Origin of the sequence: Faecalibacterium sp. DFI.5.82 (assembly GCF_029076575.1) — a bacterium.
GTDB classification, from domain to species: domain Bacteria; phylum Bacillota; class Clostridia; order Oscillospirales; family Ruminococcaceae; genus Faecalibacterium; species Faecalibacterium duncaniae.
The window spans coordinates 1-300 of sequence record NZ_JARFIS010000761.1; the positions used below are offsets into that span (position 1 = coordinate 1).

Annotated in this window: 1 protein-coding gene; it reads right to left on the reverse strand. The window is 59.0% G+C overall.

Annotation, left to right across the window (positions count from 1 at the left end; all coding sequences use genetic code 11):
- Nucleotides 1-300, reverse strand: a 300-nt coding sequence (locus P0G09_RS18795) for an SNF2-related protein (RefSeq protein WP_275253432.1), incomplete at both ends; no start/stop codon positions are given.

Below are 300 nucleotides of genomic sequence, written 5' to 3' on the forward strand. Positions count from 1 at the left end.
GCTGTACAAGTCCACGGCGTTGTTTTGCACCGGGGTTCCGCTCAAGGCCAGTTTATAGCGAGCCTTGTCGCCGAGCTTGTGCAGGGCTTTGCTCTGGGCGGCGCTGTGGTTCTTGATGCGCTGGCTTTCGTCGCAGACTATCAGGTCGGCGTCGTACTCCGCCAGGGCGTCAAAGATTCTGTCCCGGTGGGTGCTTTCGTAGTTGATGACCGCGATCTTGAGCGAGGCAAAAGGCCAGACCACCAAGGCGTCCAGACCTTCCAGGCGCTTTTTCTTTTCCCCGAGCAGGGTTTCGCAGTG